The organism is Pseudoalteromonas sp. RW-H-Ap-1 (assembly GCF_048318575.1).
GTDB lineage: Bacteria > Pseudomonadota > Gammaproteobacteria > Enterobacterales > Alteromonadaceae > Pseudoalteromonas.
Genome location: NZ_CP166996.1, coordinates 304,989 through 321,839 on the forward strand (window position 1 = coordinate 304,989; position 16,851 = coordinate 321,839).

Genomic DNA, 16,851 nt, shown 5'->3' on the forward strand with positions numbered 1-16,851 from the left:
GAGTTATGGAAACGAGTCAAGTCGAAACATTATTACGCGACGAACTTCAGTTAGCTGAAGTACATGTAAAAGCCAATGGCAGTCATTATGAAGTAATTGCAGTTGGTGAATGCTTTGACGGATTAAGTCGTGTTAAAAAGCAACAGTTAGTGTATGGCCCATTAATGAATACTATTTCAGATGGCACCATTCATGCTGTTTCTATCCGCGCTTTTACTCCGACTGAGTGGAAGCGTGAGCAAAAATTCATTTTACCGCAATAAATAAGGCCCCTTAGATGGATCAATTTGTAATTCAAGGTGGCACTTCACTGGCTGGTGAAGTAACTATTTCTGGCGCTAAAAATGCGGCACTGCCTATTTTATTTGCAGCTTTATTACCCGAGGGCAAAAGTACCTTTACTAATGTACCGCGGCTTCGCGATATTATAACTACTGAAGCTTTATTAAAAACCTTAGGCGCCGATGTTCAGTGGCAAGGTGATTCACTGATTATTGATGGTGCAACGGTAAATAGTACGTTAGCGCCTTATGAATTAGTAAAGCAAATGCGTGCATCAGTGCTCGCACTTGGGCCTTTAGTGGCTCGTTTTGGTGAGGCTCAAGTATCTTTGCCAGGTGGCTGTGCTATTGGTGCACGCCCAGTTGATATTCATATTCAAGGTTTAGAGCGTATGGGCGCGCAAATAACTGTGGAAAATGGTTATATTAATGCCAAAGTAGATGGACGCCTAAAAGGCGCTGAAATTTTCATGGAAATGATCAGTGTCGGTGCTACCGAAAACTTACTCATGGCGGCAACGCTTGCAGATGGTAAAACTGTTTTAGAAAATGCAGCGCGCGAGCCCGAAATCATCGATTTAGCTAATTGTTTAATTGCAATGGGCGCTAAAATTACTGGTGCAGGTTCTAGCCGTATTGAGATTGAAGGGGTTGAGCGCTTATCAGGTTGTGAGCACCGCATATTACCGGATCGTATTGAAACCGGTACCTTCTTAGTTGCCGCCGCGATGGCCGGTGGCGAAGTACTGTGTAAAATGACCGACTTTCATTCACTTGAGCCGGTAATTGAAAAATTGCGTGCAACCAATGCGTTACTAGAAGTGCATGAGGATAGTATTTATCTTGATATGCGAGGCCGAGAGCTTAAAGCGGTTAATATTAAAACTATGCCGCACCCAGGTTTTCCAACCGACATGCAAGCTCAATTTACCGCTTTAAATGTGGTAGCTAACGGCAGTGCGACCATTACCGAAACTATTTTTGAAAATCGGTTTATGCATGTGCCTGAGTTACAACGTATGGGCGCAAATATTCGCCTTGAAGGCAATACGGCTTTTTGTGGTGAAACACAAAGCTTATCGGGTGCGCAGGTTATGGCAACCGATTTACGTGCATCAGCGAGCCTTATTTTAACGGGGATTGTGGCTCAAGGTGAAACGGTTGTTGATCGTATTTATCATGTAGATAGAGGTTATCAGCGTATTGAAGATAAACTCAGTGCGTTAGGTGCTAACATCAAACGCAAAAGCAACTAGTTAGTTTAATACATAACCTGAACTCTGGATAATAGATCTATTTCAAGCAGCTATTTTCAGCGCTAACTGCGTTGAATTTACTTGCAATAGGCTAGCTATTGACGCGTAATTTCGCCTTGTTTTCACAGAAAATCTCTAGCTAGAGAAAAAATAAACATAAATATCATTTTTGATTCAATATGTTAGTAAATCTATTAACCAGAGTTCAGGTTACATAAAAACGCGATGATCTATCGCGTTTTTTTATGTCTGATGTCAAAGTGTAAATAAGTGCTTTATAGCTTGGTTTCGAGCTCGGCTACTTTCACCATTATTTTTTGTATTTTACCGTTACGATATAGCTCAAACTCAATTTCTTTACCTGGCTCGGTACTGCCTATCTTTTTTAATACATTTTGTGGATTAGCCACTGAAAGCCCAGCAATTTTAATTACAATGTCTTGCTCTTCTATACCCGCCTGCCATGCAGGACCTAGAGGGTCTAGATTGGTAATACGCATGCCTGCGACAGGCGTTAAGCTATCATTGACCTCTTTGCCTGTACTATCTACTGCAGTGCCTTCAAAGCCCAAATAACCACGAACAACGCGACCATGGCGAATAAGTTTACCCATAACTTCTTTAGCTAAGGTATAAGGTACAGCAAAAAATATTCCCTGAATGTTCAAGTTCTCACGGGTTTTAAATTGGGCTGAGGTGATCCCTACTAAGTCGCCATTAGAATTTACCAGCGCTCCTCCTGAATTGCCCACATTAATAGCGGCATCCATTTGCAATAAGTTATTGTAAGGGCTGTCGGTAATTTTTTGCTTACCAGTAGCGCTAATGATCCCCTGAGTAATTGTTTGTCCTAAATTTAATGGATTCCCGATTGCTAACACCAAATCGCCCACATTCGTGGTGTAGTTGTCATTAACAGGAATAACAGGGAGGTGGTTGGCATTTATTTTTAATAATGCTAAATCGGTAATGGTATCAAAGCCAATAAGTTGTACATCAAAAAAACGTCTCCCATCGGTAAGAATGACCAGTATTTGATCGGCATTATTGATCACATGGTAGTTAGTTAATATATAGCCATCGGGTGACATGATCACCCCAGATCCTAACTCTTGCACGGTATTTTGGCGCTTGTAGCGTGGCTCTTTAGAAATGCTTTCTGAAAAAATAGTGACAACCGATGGTGCCGCGCGTTTAACCGCATCAGAAAAGCTCAAATGGCTGGCGGTCATTGCACTGGGTAGCGGCACGTTAGGTAGTAATGCAGTACGCATGTTAGGGCTGAAAAAAACCACTAAAAAAGCAATGCCTAAACCGGCAAATAAAGGAGGAAGTACAAATTTTAGAAGTTTTAGCACGGTATTCTTATTGTTAGTGAGCAATCCCTTTATGATGGCACAAAAAAAATAACAGCGGCAAGTACCGCTGTTACTTTTATTGTATTATTACTGAATTAATACAAAGATAGACTCGCGTCCGCGTTTAACACCTAACACAATATTACCTTGAATATCGTCGATAATTTGGTTCATGTCGCGAATGCTTTCTACCCGTTGACGGTTTACTTGCACAATAACATCGCCTTCCTCAAGGCCGACCCGTGCTGATGGTGAACGAGGATCGACAGAGGTTACCTCAATCCCTTTCATTTTGTTTTTCTTCACGTTTTCAAGTGTTGCACCTTGGAATGCTGGGTGTAACTCTTCACCTGCAGCGGTAATTCCTGATGCGCCATCTAGGGTAACTTCTACATTTTTAACTTTACCGTCACGGTAAATTCCTAGCTGTACTTCACGGCCTTCACCTAAAGTGGCAATTTTGCTTCGCAGTTCATGGAAGCCACTTATTTCACTGCCATTAATGCTAATAATCACATCACCTGCTTTAATACCGGCTTTGCTGGCAGCTGTATCATCGAGTACCTGCATAACGTAAGCACCTTGTTTAACATCAAGCTGCTGCGCTTTGGCAAGGCCCGCATCAAGAGGACGGCCTGAAATACCTAGTGATCCACGGCGTACTTCACCATGTTCTACAATTTGATCAACAAGGTTTTTCATCATGTTTGATGGAATAGCAAAACCAATCCCCACATTACCACCCGATGCACCTAAAATAGCGGTATTAATACCAATCAACTCACCGTTTAAATTAACTAAAGCGCCACCTGAGTTGCCTTGGTTAATCGCGGCATCGGTTTGAATGAAATCTTCGTAACCTTCAATATTTAAACCACTACGGCCTAGTGCGCTAACAATACCTGAGGTAACGGTGTGGCTTAAACCAAAAGGGTTACCAATAGCTACAGCAAAATCACCGACACGTAAGTCATCAGAATTAGCTAGTTTTACCGCGGTTAATTCATCTGCGTCTATTTGTAGTAGCGCAATATCAGATTCTTTATCGCTGCCAATTTTTGTTGCATCATATTCGCGACCATCTTCGAGGGTGACCACCATTTTTTCGGCGTCTTGAACTACATGGTTGTTGGTAACCACATAGCCTTTGTCGGCATCAATAATAACTCCAGAGCCTAAACCACTAAACTGTCGCTTTTGGCTACGTGGCTGGGGGTTACCAAAAAAGAAATCGAGTGGGTCACCGCGTCGACGCACTTCTTTAGAGCCTGAAACCTGAATACTCACTACACCTGGCGTGATTTGCTCAAGCATAGGGGCAAGTGTTGGTAATTGTTGACCATTAACGGCAACCGGCAACTTAGCAAACGAGGCGGTTGGACTTAATAATAAGCTAGTAGATAAAATAGCAGCACTGATAAGTGATAATTTCATTTTCATAGTCAGGGTTTACTCCACTTAAAAAGCAAAAGGCTGCAATAAGCAGCCTCAAAAAAGTATATCAGTAAGATAAAACAACAAAGCTGTTATATCTAAAGACTATGGGGTCAAAAAAAGTTCATCAAGATGCTTTAGAAGTATTCACATCACCAGCAAATAATCCTGATTTACCCGACACATAATCAGCTGGTTGAGCATCGGCGTTTGAGCGATCTGAACTACGTTCTTTTAATGACGCTTGTAACTGTTCTGTGGTTTCTTTAGAGAAAAACGGTTCAGCAGGGGCTTTATTTCTGTCTTCAAGTAACAGTTGATTGGTTTCTTCAACATGACTTAATAACTGATCGTAGTTTTCTTTCATTTTGTTTACTAATTTACCAGTATTCGCTAAATGGTCGGCAACATCTTGACGATACTGCTCAAGTGAATGCTTAGCTTGCTCTGCTTGTTGCTCTAATTCATCTTGTTTAAACTGTTTTTTAGTGACAAAGGCACCAACGAAAAATGCAGCAATAGCAACCACTATCACTAAGCCTACCCATGTAAATGTACCCATAAATTCACCTCTATGCGAAAATAACTAAAAAAAATTTAGTTCAATAATAATTCATACTAAGTCTAATATACCCTGAGTATTGATGCGTGTTAATATGCTTTACAAATTAAACTGTGTTTTAACTGTAAATAGATATGACTCCTTGGCAAACATACCAGCAAGACCTTCAACGCGATGACTTTGTACATGACGCAGCACAAGAAAATGCAGTTCGTCATTTACAGCGTTTATACGACGATTTAACACAAGCAAAACCGCAATCTAAAGGTTTTTTTGCAAAGCTTTTTAATAAAGCTGAACCCGCACCTATAAAAGGATTGTACTTTTGGGGTGGCGTAGGCCGAGGTAAAACTTACCTAGTTGATACTTTTTACGAAGCTTTGCCTGGCGACAGAAAAATGCGAGTGCATTTTCACCGCTTTATGCACCGAGTACACGATGAGCTTAAAAAATTAAACAACACTGCCAACCCTTTAGAAACAGTAGCAGATATTTTTAAAGCCGAGACTGACATTATCTGTTTTGATGAATTTTTTGTACAAGACATTACCGATGCTATGTTGCTCGGTGGTTTAATGGAAGCATTATTCGCTCGCGGTATTGTACTGGTTGCCACGTCAAATATTATACCTGACGACTTATATCGCAATGGTCTACAGCGTGCACGTTTTTTACCAGCTATTGCCTTAGTGAATAAGCATACTGAAATAGTTAATGTAGATTCAGGCGTTGATTACCGATTGCGAACTCTTGAGCAAGCTGAAATTTTTCATAGCCCGCTTGATGAACAAGCTGATAAAAACCTATTCGAATATTTTGACAAGCTCTCGCCAGAAGTCGGTAAACTAGATACCCCAATAGAAATTGAAGGGCGGATGATCAAAACCCGCAAGGTGTCTGACTGCATCATTATGTTTGAATTTAGCGAACTGTGTGAAACTGCCCGTAGCCAAGTTGATTACATGGAAATAAGCCGATTATATAACACGGTGATTTTATCTAATGTAAAACAGCTAGGGCAAAATAATGATGACGCAGCAAGGCGCTTTATTGCGTTAGTAGATGAATTTTATGAGCGTAATGTAACGTTAATTATCTCTGCAGAAAAACCGATTACCGAGCTCTATACACAAGGCAATTTAAACTTTGAATTTAAACGCTGTATTAGTCGCTTACAAGAAATGCAATCGTTAGAGTATTTAGCCCGAGAGCATTTAGCTTAAAATACGAAGGTTAGCGGGCGACGTGCTGCGGGTCTCGAGCAAAACATCTAACTTCTAAATAAAAAACCTTGCGATGTTAACCGCAAGGTTTTTTTATTTCTCGAACCTCGAACCTCGAACCTCGAACCTCGAACCTCGAACCTCGAACTTATCTCATAGTAACAAACTCTTCCGAACCCGTCGGGTGTAGTGCGACAACCGCATCAAAATCAGCCTTAGTCGCGCCCATTTTCATGGCGACTGCAAAACCCTGAATCATTTCATCAACGGTAAAACCAATACCGTGTAAGCCCACAACTTTTTCATCATCGCCAGCACACACTAACATCATATTACAGGCTTGGCGGTGCTGAGTAACTGCGGTATACATAGCCGCAAAGCTTGATTTATATACTTTGACATTTTCGCCGCCGTACTGAGAAATCGCTTCTTGCTCAGTTAAACCAATTGTGCCGATAGGTGGGTGGCTAAATACTACGGTTGGTACTAGGCTGTAGTCCATTTTTAAATCGTTCGGCAATTCTTTATTAAATAAACGCTCCGATAGAGTACGACCCGCTTTAACAGCAACCGGTGTAAGCTCAATACCATTTTCGATAATATCACCCACAGCGTATACATTTTCAGCTGTGGTGTTTTGGTATTCATCTACTTTTACATAACCGCTTTCGTTTACTTCTACGCCTGCTGCAGCAAGGTTAATTTTATCGGTTGTTGGCGTGCGGCCTATAGCCCAAATAACCTGATCAACATTTTCGCTGTAACCATTCTCAAAATGAATCGTTAAGCTGCCATCAGCCTCTTTTACCACTTCTTTTGGTGAACACTCAGTGTGCAGTGTTGGGCCTTCTTTTGCCATAATATCAACCAGTGTGTCGATAATGTATGGGTCAAAGGTACGCAGTGGCTTGCTCTTACGAACAAATAAGTGAGTTTGTGTACCTAAGCTGTGCAGCACACCGGCAATTTCTACGGCAATATAACCGGCACCAACAACAGCAACACGTTTAGGTTGTTCGTTCAGCTCAAAAAAACCGTTTGAATCAATACCGTGTTCAGCACCTGGAATATTAGGAATAGTAGGGCGGCCACCAACGGCAACTAAAATGTGATCGGCAGTATAGTGCTCGCCATCTACTTCAACGGTTTTACTATCAACAAACTTTGCAAAACCTTTGATCACCGTTACGCCATTTTTAGCTAAACCATTATCATAGCCTTTGTGAATACGGCCAATATAGGCTTCACGGCTTTCTACTAGTTTTGACCAATCAAAGCCTTTAACTTCAACATCAAAACCGTAATCAGGAGCATAAAGATTAATTGCTTCAGCAACTTGAGCGCCATGCCACATTACTTTTTTAGGAACACACCCTACGTTTACGCAGGTGCCACCCATGTGTTTAGCTTCAATTAATGCTACTTTTGCGCCACGCATTGCTGCACGGTTAGCTGATGCAATACCACCACTACCGCCACCAATTGCAATGTAATCAAAATGCTGAGCCATGTTTAATCCTCTAAATGTGTTTAACAATGTTTTACCGATAATATCATATGCCATGAACAAGTCACTTGTTCGGGGCTGCTAAAATCTCTACCATCAAACGAAAACCAAGCTAGTTAAGATCAAGGTATCAGCAGTAGAGCGTATATTAAGCTAAGAGCTGAACACTTCCCCTTGTATTTACGTATTTTGCCCCAACTTCATTTTTATATTTGCATAAACTGAGAATGACTATGAGCAATGCACAAACAAATCCCCTTATTGGGCTTGAAGGACTTCCTCCTTTTTCAAAAATAAAGCCTGAGCATGTAGTACCGGCACTAAAAAAAGGTATCGAGCACTGTCGCAGTGCGATTGAAAGCGTACTAGCAAAGCAATCTTTCACCTGGAATGATTTAGTACTACCGCTTGAAGAAGCCGACGATAAACTATCGCGATTATTTTCACCGGTATCACATTTAAATTCGGTGATGAACAATGATGAACTTCGCGAAGCTTACGAGCAGTGTTTACCGCTTATTTCTGAATATTCTACTTTTGTTGGCCAACATCAAGGTTTATATGAGGCTTACAGCGCGCTTTATAACAGTGATGAATTTAAAACACTCACCACCGCCCAGCAAAAAACGATTACCAACGCATTGCGTGACTTTAAGCTTTCAGGCATTGCATTAAATCCTGAGCAGCAAAAACGCTACGGTGAAATTAGTGCGCGTTTATCAGAGCTTGCTTCAAAATTTGGTAATAACGTGATGGATGCCACGCTTGCATGGCATAAGCATATTACCGATGAAAGCCAACTAGCGGGTTTACCAGAATCAGCACTGGCATTAGCGGCCGATACAGCAAAAAGCAAAGACTTAGAAGGCTGGGTATTTACTCTCGATTTCCCATCTTACTTACCTATAATGACTTACGCAGACGACCGTGAACTACGCAAAGAAACATACACCGCGTTTTCTACTCGTGCATCCGATCAAGGTCCAAATGCAGGAGAATTTGATAACTCGGCGATTATGAGTGAAGAGCTGGCACTACGTCATGAGTTAGCACAATTACTTGGCTTTAATAACTACGCCGAAAAATCGTTAGCTACAAAAATGGCAGAATCACCTGCACAGGTATTTTCATTTTTAGAAGATTTAGCCGCTAAATCTAAGCCACAAGCAGAGCAAGAGCTTAAAGAGTTGCAACAATATGCAGAGCAACAGCACGGTATTAGTGAACTAGAAGCGTGGGACTTTGGTTATTACAGCGAAAAGCTAAAGCAAGAAAAGTACGCGATTTCAGATGAAGTATTACGCCCATACTTCCCTGCCGATAGAGTGCTCAGTGGTTTGTTTGAAACCGTTAACCGCTTGTTTGGTATTACTGTTAAAGAGCAAAAAGACATCGATACTTACCATAAAGATGTGCGCTTTTTTGAAATTTACGATAGCAACAATACATTACGTGGTCGTTTCTACTTAGATTTGTACGCCCGCGACCACAAACGTGGTGGTGCATGGATGGATGACTGTATGGGTCGTAAAGTGCGTGCTAATGGTGAACTTCAAACACCAGTTGCTTACTTAGTGTGTAACTTTAATAAAGCGATTGGCGATAAGCCTGCTTTGTTTACCCATAATGAAGTAACCACACTGTTCCATGAGTTTGGTCACGGCATTCACCACATGTTAACTCAAGTAGATGCAGCGCCTGTTGCTGGTATCAATGGTGTAGCATGGGATGCAGTTGAATTGCCAAGTCAGTTTTTAGAAAACTGGTGTTACGAAGAAGAAGCCCTAAGCTTTATTTCAGGCCACTTCGAAACCGGTGAGCCATTACCAAAAGAGCTACTAGATAAACTATTGGCCGCTAAAAATTACAACTCAGGTATGCAAATGCTAAGACAACTTGAGTTCTCGTTATTCGATTTTAAAATTCACCATGACTACGTGGCTGACAAGCCATGTAACATTCAAGCTGTGCTTGATGATGTACGCAGTCGTACTTCAGTCATTAAGCCGCCAGCGTTTAACCGTTTTCAGCATGGCTTTAGTCATATTTTTGCGGGCGGTTATAGCGCGGGGTATTACTCGTATAAATGGGCTGAAGTACTTTCGGCTGATGCCTACTCTAAATTTGAAGAGGAAGGCATTTTTAATCCACAAACGGGCCAAGCGTTTATGCAGCACATTCTTGAAAAAGGCGGCAGCGAAGAGCCAATGGCACTGTTTAAAAACTTCCGTGGTCGTGAGCCAAGTGTAGATGCACTACTGCGCCACAGCGGCATCGCCGCTTAGGGTCTGTTGACCTTTGCGGATTAAAATATAATTACAAAAGCGCCCCAGTGGCGCTTTTTTATTGCCTAAAATACAGTGCTATTAAAGAATATTTTGAATAAATTTTAGTAGTTTTAACATGGCGTACTATGCTTTGAACAAAGTACTAAAAGGGACTAACGTATGGCAAAGTTAATACTGGCAATTGATGACGATAAATTAATGCACCATATTATTGAAGAATCTTTAGCTGGGTTTTGCAAAGTGATCCATGCCAAAAATGGTGAAGATGGCATAAGACAAGCAAATAAATATAACCCCGATATTATTTTGCTTGATGTTGAAATGCCAGGCATGTCTGGTTATGAGGTTTGTCAAACTATTAAACAAAATAAAGCCACAACAGATATTCCAGTAATGTTTTTATCATCCAAAGTGGGGCAAGCTGAACGTATTAAAGGGTTTAGTGTTGGCGGGGCTGACTACATTTTGAAGCCTTTTAACGCACAGGAGCTGATGGCACGCATTAAAATTCTTTACCAGTATCGCAAGCAGTGTGCAACACTGCAGTATGATATAGCAAAGGCCAATAAAACAGCTGAAATGGCGATGATTGAGACCGGTGACATGGGGCGCATTATGCGTTTTGTTTGTCAAAGCTATCATGCCGATAATTTAGAACTATTAAGTGAATACTTTTTAGGCTTTTTTACTCCATTACACCTCAATGTCGTGGTTGTTTTTTGGCAAAATAACCAGGGAATGTTTTATAGCCAAGAAACTGGTGTATGCCCATTAGAGCAAGAGCTACTCATGCAGCATAAAAATGCAGAACGCTTTGTTGATATCGGTCATAGTACTATTATTAATTACCCTAATATTTCATTATTAATTAAAAATATGCCTGTAGATACGCCATCACTGTATGGTCGCTATAAAGATTTATTTCCGCATATTTTAGAAGTAACTAACGAAAAAGTAGTGACTATACAGCAGCACCAATATCGACTAATGCGCGATAATGAGCTAACCCTTGTTTTTAAAGATATTGTTGCCCAGCTTAAAAATCAAAACGCTATACAAACGAGTGCAATTAGCCAGCTTAAAGATCAGCTTGAGCAACTCCAATCGTTAATGCAAACACAAAATGAGCTAACAGCTTCGCAATTTAATCAGCAAATAACCCAACTTAGTCATACATCACAGCAGCTGGTTGCAACTACTAATGATTTAGCCTTTATTAAGCACCAACTAAAAACAACCACTCAACAGCGTGCTGACTTAATTACTCAAACAGGGCTAAGTAAACAACAAGCGCAGCCAGAACCTGAGAGCGAAAATAACGATATTGAGTTGTTTTAAACTAGAGATCGTATATTGCCTTTGTTTGGGTATAATAACGGTGAAATTTATCATCGGAGTGTGAAGTGGTTATACAGTGTGCGTTTAAAGAGTGTCGACCTTATTTAAATGAGTTAGAAGCACGCTTTGCGCTTGCTCAATGGGCAGAGCAAAGCAGTGGTTTTAGCTTGCATTACGATGATAAAGGGCTAAGCCTGTATAAAACTGATGAGCCAAAATTAGGTGCTATTAATGTAGACTTTGTAACGGGTGCCGTTGCACATAGACGTAAATTTGGTGGTGGTAAAGGACAATCAATTGCTAAAGCGGTTGGCCTTAATAAGGGGGCAACGCCAGTGGTACTCGACGCCACAGCAGGCCTTGGCCGCGACGGTTTTGTGTTAGCCTCGCTAGGCTGTAAAGTAATTTTACATGAGCGCCACCCCGTGGTTGCTGCACTGTTATATGATGGCTTACAACGCGCTTATAACGATAGTGAAATTGGCCCATGGATGCAGCAAAATATGAGCCTTATCTTTGGTTCAAGCCATACCTTACTTGCCCAATGTGATAGCATGCCGGATGTGGTTTACCTTGATCCAATGTTCCCGCACCGTGAAAAATCAGCATTGGTTAAAAAAGAAATGCGGGTATTCCAAGAGTTAGTGGGTGGCGATACCGACGCCGATGATTTACTCGATTTTGCTTACCCTCTTGCCAGTAAGCGTGTAGTGGTTAAACGCCCCGATTACGCGCCATTTTTAAATGATAAAACCCCGAGTATGCAAATCAAAACCAAGAAGAACCGCTTTGATGTATATGTAAAAGCCGCGATGGTTTAACTTAAAGGTTAAAGGTTAAAGGTTAACGGTTAACGGGCTACGAGCGACGGGTTGCGAGCCTAAAACATGCGCGAGGTAAACTAACGCTTATAGGGTGGCGCACCTGCTTATCATAATTTGCTCTATCAAGAGTTGAAGGGGTAGGTAATGAAAATGAATAAATAAATGACGAATTGCGTTTTAATAAATACCAAGCATAATTTTGGCGAACCCCGAACCCCGAACCCCGAACCCCGAACCCCGAACCCCGAACCCCGAACCCCGAACCCCGAACCCCGAACCCCGAACCCCGAACCCCGAACCCCGAACCCCGAACCCCGAACCCCGAACCCCGAACCCCGAACCCCGAACCCCGAACCCCGAACCCCGAACCCCGAGCTGAACTTTTAGATCTCGACTATTGAATATAGGATCTCAGCGCGTTTTCATGCTAGAATTTGCGCAATTTTTTTGTACTCGATAAGTAGCACTGTAATGATCTTAGATGATATCCGCATCGTTTTAGTAAACACATCACATTCTGGCAATATTGGTTCTGCGGCACGTGCCATGAAAACCATGGGATTATCAAAGTTATACCTTGTAGATCCTGCTTGTGAAATAGATAGTCATGCCAGCGCACTGGCTGCAGGTGCTACAGATGTACTTGGTAATGCGGTTATTGTTGATACGGTTGCCGATGCTATTGCTGATTGTGCATTAACTATTGGTACTAGCGCCCGCTCACGTACGTTGTCGTGGCCTATGGTAGAGCCGCGTGAATGTGGTGAAAAGCTTGTTGGCGAAGCTGTAAATGGCCCTGTAGCACTTGTATTTGGTCGTGAAAACAGTGGCTTAACAAACGAAGAATTACAACTGTGTAATTATCATGTGTGTATTCCTGCTAATCCAGAATACAGCTCGCTAAATTTAGCCATGGCAGTACAAACCTTATGTTATGAAACGCGTATGGCATTTTTAAATCAACAGCCTAAAGCGGAACAACAAGAAGACGAAACCCTATATCCATCGTCTAAACAAACAGAGCTGTTTTACGAACATCTTGAAGACACCTTGTTTAAAACAGGCTTCATCATTAAGCAGCACCCAGGCATGGTAATGACTAAGCTACGTCGCTTGTTTAATCGTGCTCGACCTGAAGATGCTGAAATGAACATATTACGAGGTATTCTTACCTCAATTAATAAGTCTATAAAATAGCAATTAGTTATAAATAGCGCCCTTTATTACTGCACTAATACTTGACTAAATTACTCAGGTAATTACAATAGACCCAATACTTGACCAAAACAGTCGGGTATTACAAGTTTATCGGTGGCCGTTTGAGGCTAGCCAATCAGGATAATACTTGACTAATCTACTCTGGTAATTAAAATTTGCACTCTTTTGTGCGGGGGGCGTTATGAAGTTAACATCAAAAGGCAGATATGCCGTTACAGCCATGCTGGATGTTGCACTACATGCAAATATAGGCCCTGTAGCGCTTGCAGATATTTCACAGCGCCAAGAAATTTCTTTGTCTTATCTTGAGCAGTTATTTGCCCGTTTACGTAAAAATGGGCTAGTGAGTTCTGTTCGAGGTCCTGGTGGGGGCTATTTACTAGGACGTGAGGCCGATGTAATTTCAGTTGGCGATGTTATCAATGCGGTAGATGAATCTGTTGACGCTACTCGGTGTCAGCGAAGCAATACTGGTTGTCAAAGTGGTATGCGTTGTTTAACCCATACATTGTGGTCAGATTTAAGCGCACGAATTGAAGAATTTTTAAATAATATTACCTTAGCTGAATTGGTTGAAAAGTCGGACGTTAAAGCGGTCGCTCTTCGCCAAGAAAACAGCGTTAATGATGCAATTAAGCAGTTGGAAAATATTCAAGTAAGCTGTCAACTTTAAGGTTGACCTGCAGCGGAGAGAGAAATGAAGTTACCGATTTATTTAGATTACGCAGCAACTACGCCCGTTGACGAACGAGTTGCCAAAGAAATGATGCAGTGCCTGACTATGGACGGTAATTTTGGTAATCCAGCATCGCGTTCACACCGTTTTGGTTGGCAAGCTGAAGAAGTCGTTGACCAAGCACGTACTGACATTGCCGATTTAATTAATGCAGACCCACGTGAAATCGTATTCACATCGGGTGCAACAGAATCAAATAACCTTGCTATTAAAGGTGCGGCTCAGTTTTACAAGAAAAAAGGTAAGCATGTTATTACCGCTAAAACTGAACACAAAGCAGTTATCGACACATGTCGTGAGCTTGAGCGTCAAGGGTTTGAAGTAACTTATATGGACGTTGAAGAAAACGGCCTACTTGATCTGCAAAAATTAGCAGATACGATGCGTGACGACACCGTGCTTGTAAGTATTATGCATGTAAACAACGAGCTAGGTGTAATCCAAGATATCAACACCATTGGTGAAATGTGTCGCGAACGTAAAATTATGTTCCACGTAGATGCTGCACAAAGCGCGGGTAAAGTTTTAATCGATGTGCAACAAACCAAAGTAGATTTCATGTCATTCTCGGCGCACAAAGTATACGGCCCTAAAGGCGTAGGTGCTTTGTATGTTCGTCGTAAACCACGTGCCCGTTTAGAAGCACAAATGCACGGTGGCGGCCATGAACGTGGTATGCGTTCTGGTACATTAGCAACCCATCAGTTAGTAGGAATGGGCGCAGCATTTAGAATTGCAAAACAAGATTTTGATAAAGATCACGCACACATCAGTGCGTTACGTAAACGCCTAATCGACGGTATTTTAACAGATATGGACGAAGTGTACTTTAACGGCACACAAGACCAATCAGTACCTGGCATTGTTAACATTAGCTTTAACTTTGTTGAAGGTGAGTCGTTACTAATGGCTGTTAAAGATATTGCGGTATCGTCAGGTTCAGCCTGTACATCTGCAAGTTTAGAACCTTCTTACGTATTACGTGCATTAGGTCGTAACGACGAGCTAGCACATAGCTCAATTCGTTTTAGTATTGGCCGTTTTACAACCGAAGAAGAGATTGATTACACCGTTGAGCTAATGAAAAACTCGATTGGCCGTTTACGTGAAATGTCTCCTCTTTGGGAAATGCACCAAGAAGGTGTTGATTTAGATTCAGTTGAATGGGCGCACCACTAATTAGTGGAGCCCATACCTAGCAGGTAGTGAGGATAGAATTATGGCTTACAGTGATAAAGTAATCGACCACGTAGAAAACCCACGTAACGTAGGTGCTCTAGATAAAAACGATCCGTCAGTGGCAACGGGTATGGTAGGCGCACCAGCATGTGGTGACGTAATGAAACTGCAAATTAAAGTGTCTGCAGAAGGCGTGATTGAAGATGCAAAATTCAAAACGTACGGCTGTGGTAGTGCAATTGCTTCATCTTCACTGGTAACAGAGTGGGTTAAAGGCAAAACACTAGACGAAGCGTCTACTATCAAAAATACTGATATCAGCGCAGAGCTAGAATTACCACCAGTGAAAATTCACTGTTCAATTTTAGCCGAAGATGCAATTCAAGCAGCAATTGCAGATTACAAAAGCAAACATACAAACTAAGAGATATTCATGGCAGTGACATTGACAGATGCGGCAGCAAACCGCGTACAATCATTTTTAGCAAACCGTGGTAAAGGCATAGGCCTGCGAGTTGGCATTAAAACGACGGGCTGTTCAGGTCTTGCTTATGTATTAGAGTTTGTTGATGAGCTAAACGATGACGATGAAACATTTGCGGCCAAAGGCGTTACCTTAATTGTTGACGCTAAAAGCCTAGTTTATATCGACGGCACTGAGCTCGACTACACTAAAGAAGGCTTAAATGAAGGGTTTAAATTTAATAACCCTAACCAAGCTGATGAGTGTGGTTGTGGCGAAAGCTTTACCGTTTAAGCTCAAACTTGTTTTGAATACTTAGGGTCTGTTAACCTTTGCGGATTAAAATTTGTTTAAACTAGGGACGATTTAATCGCGGCGCGAGGTTTGTAACCTAGTGGGCTAAGTAAAAACCGAGCAACAAAGAGTAAATCGCCCCTAGGCAGAACCCTTCGGGCAGCGCCTGTTTGGCATTGATGCTGCGTTATCGCCTATTTATGGGGAATAACCACACCACATAGGCTCTGCCTTGCCTAAACACCAAACAGACTGCTGCAAATAAAACCTTGAAAGGTGAACAGACCCTGAGCTACTTGGGTATAACTAAGCCCTGCCAATTAATGTAGGGCTTTGTCATTTGTGAGAAGTTATGCGTTATTTTGAGTTATTTGCAATTCCCGTTGACTACAATATTGATTTAGCAACGATTAACAAGCACTACTTAGAACTTCAACGTGCTGTTCACCCTGATCGCCATGCTAATGCTAGCAGTCGTGATAAATTAATGGCCGTACAAAGTACTGCCGAAATTAATGATGCATTGCAAACACTCAAGCACCCCGTTAAACGTGCAGAATATATGCTGAGCGAGCTGGGCATAGATATTCGTGCTGAACAGCAAACATTGCAAGATCCCATGTTTTTAATGCAGCAAATGGAGCTTCGCGAAGAGCTTGAAGAGTTAGCGACCGCAAGCGATCCTGATTCTGCTATTGATCATTTTGAAAAACAAATAAAGCAGCTTGATCAGCAATACAGTGCGCAATTGGCAGAGCAGTTAGCAAGTAACGATGAGCAGCAATATCAACAAGCAGCAGACAGTATTCGTAAGCTAAAGTTTGTTTATAAGTTACGCGACGAACTTGAACGCATTGAAGACAGTTTATTTGACGATTAATTCACTTGCT

16 protein-coding genes are annotated in these 16,851 nt (G+C 41.7%); 12 read left to right on the forward strand and 4 right to left on the reverse strand.

Going from position 1 to position 16,851, the window contains the following annotated elements; all coding sequences use genetic code 11:
• Positions 1 to 5: 5 nt before the first annotated feature.
• Positions 6 to 263, forward strand: a complete 258-nt coding sequence (locus AB8618_RS01420) for a BolA family protein (RefSeq protein WP_007378312.1) — start codon at positions 6 to 8, stop codon at positions 261 to 263.
• A gap of 14 nt (positions 264 to 277) precedes the next feature.
• Positions 278 to 1,537, forward strand: coding sequence for a UDP-N-acetylglucosamine 1-carboxyvinyltransferase (murA, locus tag AB8618_RS01425; RefSeq protein ID WP_055013340.1), 1,260 nt, complete (start codon positions 278 to 280; stop codon positions 1,535 to 1,537).
• A 275-nt stretch (positions 1,538 to 1,812) separates the two neighbouring features.
• Here the strand turns inward: murA and AB8618_RS01430 are convergent, their stop codons facing one another.
• The 3 genes from AB8618_RS01430 to AB8618_RS01440 all read right to left on the reverse strand — a co-directional run bounded on the left by AB8618_RS01430 (position 1,813) and on the right by AB8618_RS01440 (position 4,891).
• Positions 1,813 to 2,895: a trypsin-like peptidase domain-containing protein gene (locus tag AB8618_RS01430; protein WP_198522495.1), complete on the reverse strand. Its 1,083-nt coding sequence runs from the start codon at positions 2,893 to 2,895 to the stop codon at positions 1,813 to 1,815.
• Between the two features lie 87 nt (positions 2,896 to 2,982).
• Positions 2,983 to 4,335, reverse strand: a complete 1,353-nt coding sequence (locus AB8618_RS01435; RefSeq protein ID WP_054202364.1) for a Do family serine endopeptidase — start codon at positions 4,333 to 4,335, stop codon at positions 2,983 to 2,985.
• Positions 4,336 to 4,456: 121 nt separating this feature from the next.
• On the reverse strand, positions 4,457 to 4,891 hold the full coding sequence (locus tag AB8618_RS01440; RefSeq protein WP_008115546.1) for a YhcB family protein: 435 nt from the start codon (positions 4,889 to 4,891) through the stop codon (positions 4,457 to 4,459).
• A gap of 134 nt (positions 4,892 to 5,025) precedes the next feature.
• On the opposite strand from AB8618_RS01440, the gene zapE reads away from it, so the two are divergent.
• Positions 5,026 to 6,114 (forward strand): cell division protein ZapE, encoded by a 1,089-nt coding sequence (gene zapE, locus AB8618_RS01445; RefSeq protein WP_413401200.1) that lies wholly within the window; start codon positions 5,026 to 5,028, stop codon positions 6,112 to 6,114.
• A gap of 148 nt (positions 6,115 to 6,262) precedes the next feature.
• Here zapE and gorA read toward each other — a convergent pair whose 3' ends face one another.
• Entirely contained in the window at positions 6,263 to 7,624 is a 1,362-nt protein-coding gene (gorA, locus tag AB8618_RS01450) for a glutathione-disulfide reductase (RefSeq protein ID WP_055013344.1), read from the reverse strand.
• Positions 7,625 to 7,854: 230 nt separating this feature from the next.
• Between gorA and prlC the strand changes: the two genes are divergently transcribed.
• From prlC to hscB, 9 genes are all read left to right on the forward strand, one after another.
• Entirely contained in the window at positions 7,855 to 9,906 is a 2,052-nt protein-coding gene (prlC, locus tag AB8618_RS01455; RefSeq protein ID WP_413401201.1) for an oligopeptidase A, read from the forward strand.
• A gap of 162 nt (positions 9,907 to 10,068) precedes the next feature.
• The gene (locus AB8618_RS01460) at positions 10,069 to 11,247 is read left to right on the forward strand and encodes a response regulator (protein WP_409424557.1); all 1,179 of its coding nucleotides are present in this window, start codon (positions 10,069 to 10,071) and stop codon (positions 11,245 to 11,247) included.
• A gap of 65 nt (positions 11,248 to 11,312) precedes the next feature.
• Positions 11,313 to 12,068, forward strand: coding sequence for a class I SAM-dependent methyltransferase (locus tag AB8618_RS01465; RefSeq protein ID WP_413401202.1), 756 nt, complete (start codon positions 11,313 to 11,315; stop codon positions 12,066 to 12,068).
• Positions 12,069 to 12,542: 474 nt separating this feature from the next.
• Positions 12,543 to 13,268 carry a tRNA (cytosine(32)/uridine(32)-2'-O)-methyltransferase TrmJ gene (trmJ, locus tag AB8618_RS01470; RefSeq protein WP_008113920.1) on the forward strand — a complete coding sequence of 242 codons (726 nt, stop codon included), beginning with the start codon at positions 12,543 to 12,545 and terminating at the stop codon, positions 13,266 to 13,268.
• Positions 13,269 to 13,470: 202 nt separating this feature from the next.
• Positions 13,471 to 13,962 carry a Fe-S cluster assembly transcriptional regulator IscR gene (gene iscR / locus AB8618_RS01475; RefSeq protein ID WP_008113921.1) on the forward strand — a complete coding sequence of 164 codons (492 nt, stop codon included), beginning with the start codon at positions 13,471 to 13,473 and terminating at the stop codon, positions 13,960 to 13,962.
• A 24-nt stretch (positions 13,963 to 13,986) separates the two neighbouring features.
• Positions 13,987 to 15,204 (forward strand): IscS subfamily cysteine desulfurase, encoded by a 1,218-nt coding sequence (locus AB8618_RS01480; protein ID WP_413401203.1) that lies wholly within the window; start codon positions 13,987 to 13,989, stop codon positions 15,202 to 15,204.
• Between the two features lie 40 nt (positions 15,205 to 15,244).
• Positions 15,245 to 15,628 carry a Fe-S cluster assembly scaffold IscU gene (gene iscU / locus AB8618_RS01485; protein WP_054202356.1) on the forward strand — a complete coding sequence of 128 codons (384 nt, stop codon included), beginning with the start codon at positions 15,245 to 15,247 and terminating at the stop codon, positions 15,626 to 15,628.
• 9 nt (positions 15,629 to 15,637) lie between these two features.
• Positions 15,638 to 15,961, forward strand: coding sequence for an iron-sulfur cluster assembly protein IscA (gene iscA, locus AB8618_RS01490; protein ID WP_008113924.1), 324 nt, complete (start codon positions 15,638 to 15,640; stop codon positions 15,959 to 15,961).
• Between the two features lie 352 nt (positions 15,962 to 16,313).
• On the forward strand, positions 16,314 to 16,841 hold the full coding sequence (gene hscB / locus AB8618_RS01495) for a co-chaperone HscB (protein ID WP_413401204.1): 528 nt from the start codon (positions 16,314 to 16,316) through the stop codon (positions 16,839 to 16,841).
• The last annotated feature ends 10 nt before the right edge of the window (positions 16,842 to 16,851 follow it).

Bases quoted from the DNA above. Each gene is read 5' to 3' on its own strand.
- AB8618_RS01420 (WP_007378312.1), top strand. From the start codon at position 6: ATGGAAACGAGTCAAGTCGAAACATTATTACGCGACGAACTTCAGTTA.
- murA (WP_055013340.1), top strand. From the start codon at position 278: ATGGATCAATTTGTAATTCAAGGTGGCACTTCACTGGCTGGTGAAGTA.
- AB8618_RS01435 (WP_054202364.1), bottom strand. From the start codon at position 4,335: ATGAAAATGAAATTATCACTTATCAGTGCTGCTATTTTATCTACTAGC.
- AB8618_RS01440 (WP_008115546.1), bottom strand. From the start codon at position 4,891: ATGGGTACATTTACATGGGTAGGCTTAGTGATAGTGGTTGCTATTGCT.
- zapE (WP_413401200.1), top strand. From the start codon at position 5,026: ATGACTCCTTGGCAAACATACCAGCAAGACCTTCAACGCGATGACTTT.
- gorA (WP_055013344.1), bottom strand. From the start codon at position 7,624: ATGGCTCAGCATTTTGATTACATTGCAATTGGTGGCGGTAGTGGTGGT.
- prlC (WP_413401201.1), top strand. From the start codon at position 7,855: ATGAGCAATGCACAAACAAATCCCCTTATTGGGCTTGAAGGACTTCCT.
- AB8618_RS01460 (WP_409424557.1), top strand. From the start codon at position 10,069: ATGGCAAAGTTAATACTGGCAATTGATGACGATAAATTAATGCACCAT.
- trmJ (WP_008113920.1), top strand. From the start codon at position 12,543: ATGATCTTAGATGATATCCGCATCGTTTTAGTAAACACATCACATTCT.
- iscR (WP_008113921.1), top strand. From the start codon at position 13,471: ATGAAGTTAACATCAAAAGGCAGATATGCCGTTACAGCCATGCTGGAT.
- AB8618_RS01480 (WP_413401203.1), top strand. From the start codon at position 13,987: ATGAAGTTACCGATTTATTTAGATTACGCAGCAACTACGCCCGTTGAC.
- iscU (WP_054202356.1), top strand. From the start codon at position 15,245: ATGGCTTACAGTGATAAAGTAATCGACCACGTAGAAAACCCACGTAAC.
- iscA (WP_008113924.1), top strand. From the start codon at position 15,638: ATGGCAGTGACATTGACAGATGCGGCAGCAAACCGCGTACAATCATTT.
- hscB (WP_413401204.1), top strand. From the start codon at position 16,314: ATGCGTTATTTTGAGTTATTTGCAATTCCCGTTGACTACAATATTGAT.